The sequence below is a fragment of the Streptomyces diastatochromogenes genome (genome assembly GCF_002242805.1).
In the GTDB taxonomy this organism is placed as follows: domain Bacteria; phylum Actinomycetota; class Actinomycetes; order Streptomycetales; family Streptomycetaceae; genus Streptomyces; species Streptomyces diastatochromogenes.
The window spans coordinates 1-1,268 of the sequence record NZ_MCGQ01000186.1 but is presented as its reverse complement, the minus strand read 5'-3'; the positions used below and the strand labels follow the sequence as shown (position 1 = coordinate 1,268).

At 75.0% G+C, this 1,268-nt stretch carries 1 protein-coding gene; it reads left to right on the top strand.

What is annotated here, in order from left to right; all coding sequences use genetic code 11:
- The first annotated feature begins 104 nt into the window (after nucleotides 1–104).
- Complete coding sequence (locus tag BEK98_RS47525) at nucleotides 105–1,238, top strand: hypothetical protein (protein ID WP_094222986.1); 1,134 nt, start codon at nucleotides 105–107, stop codon at nucleotides 1,236–1,238.
- Nucleotides 1,239–1,268 lie beyond the last annotated feature (30 nt).

The following is a 1,268-nucleotide window of genomic DNA, read 5'->3' as shown; positions in this document are numbered from 1 at the left end:
CCCCTCACCCCACCCCCGAGCGACTCCGACTCCGGCCCGCTCACCGTCCTGGGGGCCCTGCACCGGCACCTCACCGACTGCCTGGACAGCTGCGGAGGAAATCCGTGACCGGCGTTCTCGGCATCGACCTGCAGTACGCGCGCACCGTCGTGGCACTCCGTGAGGGCAGGCCCGGGGCCGCCCGACTGTCCCTGCTCGGCGACGGCCAGCGGACTTTGATCCCCAACGCATGCGCCGACGACGCCTGGGGCAGCGCGGCAGCCGAACAGCTGCTGGGCGACGGGCCCGCCACGGCCGAGCGGCTCCTCGCCTGGCGCGGCGACCCCTGGTCCCAGGGCTTCCTGCGCGGCGTACACCGGCGCACCGCCCGCTACCTGGGATTGGCCGGCACCACCCCCGCTCTCGGCTGCTACACCGTCGTGTGCACGGGTCCGAGAGCTCCGGCAGACGCCGAACAGCGCTGCCAGGAATCCGGCCTGGGCAGACCGTCGAGGATCGGCGCCGCCGATGCCCTGGTCTGCCGCTGGCTGGCAGAGGGTGGTGCGGTGCCACCCGACCGGGCCACGGTGCTGGCCGTGGTGTGCGGGGAGCGGTGGACCGTGCTCGCGCCCTACCAGGTGGCGTACGCCGACGGACAATCCCTGCTCGACCGCCGTGCGGTGGACGCCGTCCACGCGGAGGGCGCGGGCGCGTGGACGGACCTGGTCGCCCAAGAGGTGCTTGCCCGGTGCGACGAGGGCAGCCCAGCCCGCGACCTGCTCGCCCTGCTGGACGCGGCCTTGGAGTGCGCGGGCCTGCTCGACGCCGAGGCGGTGGTGCCCTGGCACGGCCCGCTGGCCGATCGGATGTTCACCCCGCTCGCCCTGCACCGCGACGAACTGGCCGGACGGCCGGAGGTGGCAGGCACCGTCAGCCAGGTGCAGGCCCTGGCGGAAGCTTCCGCGCCGGATGCCGAACTGATCCTGGTCGGGGGCGTGGGCGGGGTGTGGCCCTTCCTGCGCGACGCCCTGGCGAGGCTCGCGCCGGTGTGGCGAAGCTCGGCCCCAGCGGCCGATCTGGCCGTGGGTGCGGCCTACTGGCCGGAGTTCCACGGCCGATTGCCGACGGCGGCACCCGGCATCGCACCGGCGTCAGACGATCCTTCTCCCGCCCCCGCCCCCAGCGACGGCCCCGCCGCACCGGGCCGCGAGGACATCCCGCCCTGGGAGCGCTGGTCCGCCTCACCGGAGTCCCCGTGACCATTCCCTGCCGCGCGCCCGCATCCGCAC